Source organism: Paramagnetospirillum magnetotacticum MS-1 (genome assembly GCF_000829825.1).
Lineage (GTDB): Bacteria > Pseudomonadota > Alphaproteobacteria > Rhodospirillales > Magnetospirillaceae > Phaeospirillum > Phaeospirillum magnetotacticum.
In genome coordinates this window covers 1-4,155 of sequence record NZ_JXSL01000014.1, presented here as the reverse complement: position 1 = coordinate 4,155, position 4,155 = coordinate 1, and the positions used below count along the sequence as shown (strand labels likewise).

Below are 4,155 nucleotides of genomic sequence, written 5' to 3'. Positions count from 1 at the left end.
GCAATGACACGATCAGTGGCGGGGCGGGTTCCGACACCATGTCTGGCGGGGCTGGCAACGATACCTTCCTGATCAGCAATAATGATGGTTCGACCGACACCTTCATCGGTGGCGACGGCACCGACACCATCATGGGCAACTGGTCCTATGACACGCTGAAGGTTGATAACCACCTGGCCAATCTTCAGGGCATCGAGGTCATCGACGGGGGCGACGGGACGCCTGCCTACAACACCATCCAGGGCGGGTCCGGCAATGACGAGCTGGACTTCTCGGGCATGACGGTGAAGAGCTTCGTCATCGACGGCGGGGCGGGCAACGACACCATCACCGGCACCTCGGGCAATGACACGATCAGTGGCGGGGCGGGTTCCGACACCATGTCTGGCGGGGCTGGCAACGATACCTTCCTGATCAGCAATAATGATGGTTCGACCGACACCTTCATCGGTGGCGACGGCACCGACACCATCATGGGCAACTGGTCCTACGACACGCTGAAGGTTGATAACCACCTGGCCAATCTTCAGGGCATCGAGGTCATCGACGGCGGCGACGGGACCACCAGCTACAACACCATCCAGGCCGGGTCCGGCAATGACGAGTTGGACTTCTCCGGCATGACGGTGAAGAACTTCGTCATTGACGGCGGGGCTGGCAACGACACCATCACCGGCACGGCCGGGGCGGATACCATTCAGGCCGGGACGGGCAATGACACGGTCATCGCCAATCAGGGCAGCGTCGGCAGCGACGTCTATCATGGCGGCGCGGGAACCGATACCTTGCAGGTCAATCTGACCTCGGCGCAGTATACCACCGAGGTGCGCGCCGAACTGCAGCAGTTCCAGGCCTTTGCCGCCGATTCCAGCCATGCGGGCCAGACATTTACCTTCAATACCCTGGGCGGTTTGAAGGTGGATAATTTCGAGGCGCTCAAGGTCAATCTGAACGGCCACGACATCTCGCTGGAAAATCCCCCCGAGGTGACGGCCGCCACGGCGGTGACCACCGATGAGGACCACTCCAGCACCGGCCATGTTACCGCCACCGACCAGGATGTGGGCGACAGCGTGCGTTATCACCTGATGGATGCCAATGGCAATCAGGTGGACAGCCTGACCACCGCCCATGGCACGGTGACCATCAATTCGGCGACCGGCGACTACACCTTCACGCCCAATGCCGACGCGCAGGCCTTGCGGGCTGGCGACGTGCAGACCGACAGCTTCAAGGTTGTGGCCACCGACGGCACCATGACCAGTGCGCCCAGCACGGTGGGCGTCACCATCAACGGCGCCAATGACAGCGCCACCATCACCGGCACGGCGGCCGGTGCGGTTGGCGAGGATGGCAATGGCCGGGCGACTGGCACGCTGTCGGTCGCGGATGTGGATTCGGGCCAGGCCCATGTGACGGCCCAGACGGTGCAGACCGATCAAGGGACCTTCAGCATCGGCGAGAACGGCCAGTGGAGCTTCCAGGTCAATTCTTCCAATGCGGATGTGCAGGCGCTGGGCGCAGGCGAATCCATGACCAAGACCTTCGCGGTGGCCTCTGCCGACGGCACGGCGACCCAGAATGTCAGCGTCACCATCACCGGTTCCAATGACGGGCCGACCGTGAGCGGCGCGGTGGCTCTCGGCCATACGGCCGAGGACAATTCGGTGACCTTCACCACGGCGCAGCTGCTGGCCAATGCCCATGACGTGGACACCCACGACACGCTGTCGGTGAGCAACCTCACCTCGACCCATGGCAGCATCGTCGATAACGGCAACGGCACCTATACCTTCACGCCGACCGAGAATTACAGCGGCCATGTGGATGTGAGCTATACGGTCAGTGACGGCCATGGCGGCACCGCCGCCGGTTCGGCGGCGCTGGACGTGGACGCGGTGGCCGACCGGGCCAGTGTTTCGGTGTCCATCGGCGCCGCCGTCGAGACGCCCAATGGCAGCTTCACGGTGACCAATCTGGACAGCACCGCCTCGGCGGGATACCACAACACCTACGGCTATTACGTCATGGACGATAATGGCAACCCGACCTCGGGGGGGGTGATCTGGTCCGACGTGCATGCCTCGCCCAATGCTTCGGTGACGGTGAGCGGCGTCAATCCCGACCGGGTCGGCTTCTTCATCATCCCCGATGGTCACAGCCAGAATCCGAGCCTGGCCAATGGCGCGGCGCTCTCCTTCGCCAAGGATAGCGCGGGCAACTGGCAGGCCAGCGACAGTTCGGGCCATGTTCTGAACGGTGCCGGGACCAAGGTTCTGTTCGATAACAAGGCCTTGAACTCGGACCATCTGGTCCATGCCGAAGATAGCAGCGCGGTTTCGGGCAACCAGAATTGGGAAGACCTGAACGGCGGCGGCGATCGCGACTATAACGACGTCAATATGTCGGTGAGTTGGGGCAATGCGGCGCCGACCGCCAGCCATGCGCTGTCGGTTTCGGCCAGCTTCCCCGACATGGACGGCTCGGAAAGCCATACGGTCAGCATTTCCGGCCTGCCTGCGGGGGCGACGCTCTATCAGAACGGCGTGGCCCTGGTGGCGGGCGCCGACGGCTCCTATTCCCTCAATCCGGCCCAGCTGGGCGGGTTGTCGGTCAAGACCCCGGCGGGCTTCACCGGCGACCTCAACGTCAATGTGACGGCGGTGGCCACCGACGGGACCAGCGTGGCCTCGTCCTCGGCCTCGGCCAGCGTGCATGACGATCTGGCCAATCACGGCCCCGATGCGGGTGATCCCACCTCGGTGCACGGCGCGGCGGGTGCGACCATCACCAGTGCGGTCGGCGTCACCGATGTGGACGGTGACCACCTGTCCTATGCGGTGGGTACCGGGAATAATGGGCCGCAGCATGGCACCGTGGTGGTCAATACCGACGGCACCTTCAGCTATACGCCCACGGGCAATTACAGCGGCACCGACACCTTCAAGGTTACGGTGTCTGACGGCCATGGCGGTACCACCACCGAGACGGTCAACGTCACGGTGGAGAACGGTGCGCCCACGCTGACCACCGCCAATGCGACGACAGCCAACGATCACAGTGCGGTGACCGGCCATGTGACGGGAACCGACTCGCCCGGCGATACGCTCAGCTATTCGCTGGTGGATGCCAATGGCAACCATGTGAGCAGCCTCGTCACCGATCACGGCACGGTGAGCATCAACAGCGCTACCGGCGACTACACTTTCACGCCCAAGGCGGGCGATGCCAGCCTGGGCGTGGGGGCTTCGGCCACTGACAGCTTCAAGGTGGTGGCCACCGACAGCCACGGCGCCGACAGCAATGTGGGGACCGTCAATGTCACCGTTACCGGCAGCAATGACGGCCCGACGGTCAGCGCCTCCAACGTCACCACCGCCAACGACCACACCGCCATCACCGGCCATGCGAGTGGCGCGGATGTGGATACGGGCGACACGGTGGCCTACCATCTGGTGGATGGCAGCGGCAATCAGGTGGACAGCCTGACCACGGCCCACGGCACCGTGACCATCAACAGCGCCACCGGCGATTACACCTTCACGCCGACCGGCGATTCCAGCCTGGGCGTCGGCCAGACCCTGGGCGACAGCTTCAAGGTGGTGGCCGTGGACAATCACGGCGCGGCTTCGGCCCCCAGCACCGTGGCGGTGACCATCACCGGCAGCAATGACGGCCCGACGGTGAGTGTCGCCAATGTGACCACCGCCAACGACCATACCGCCATCACCGGCCATGCGAGTGGCGCGGATGTGGATACGGGCGATACGGTCCGCTATCACCTGATGGACGCCAGCGGCAATCAGGTGGATAGCCTGACCACGGCCCACGGCACAGTGACCATCAACAGCGCCACCGGCGATTACACCTTCACGCCGACCGGCGATTCCAGCCTGGGCGTCGGCCAGACCCTGGGCGACAGCTTCAAGGTGGTGGCCGTGGACAATCACGGCGCGGCCTCGGCCCCCAGCACGGTGGCGGTGACCATCACCGGTTCCAATGATGGTCCGACCGTCAGCGTGGCCAACGTCACCACCGCCAACGACCATACCGCCATCACCGGCCATGCGAGTGGCGCGGATGTGGATACGGGCGATACGGTCCGCTATCACCTGATGGACGCCAGCGGCAATCAGGTGGATAGCCTGACCACGG

1 protein-coding gene is annotated in these 4,155 nt (G+C 64.1%); it reads left to right on the top strand.

Translation table 11 applies throughout. The features are described 5' to 3' along the window. A partial coding sequence (locus tag CCC_RS01815; protein ID WP_152619671.1) for a VCBS domain-containing protein occupies positions 1-4,155 on the top strand: 4,155 nt, incomplete at both ends.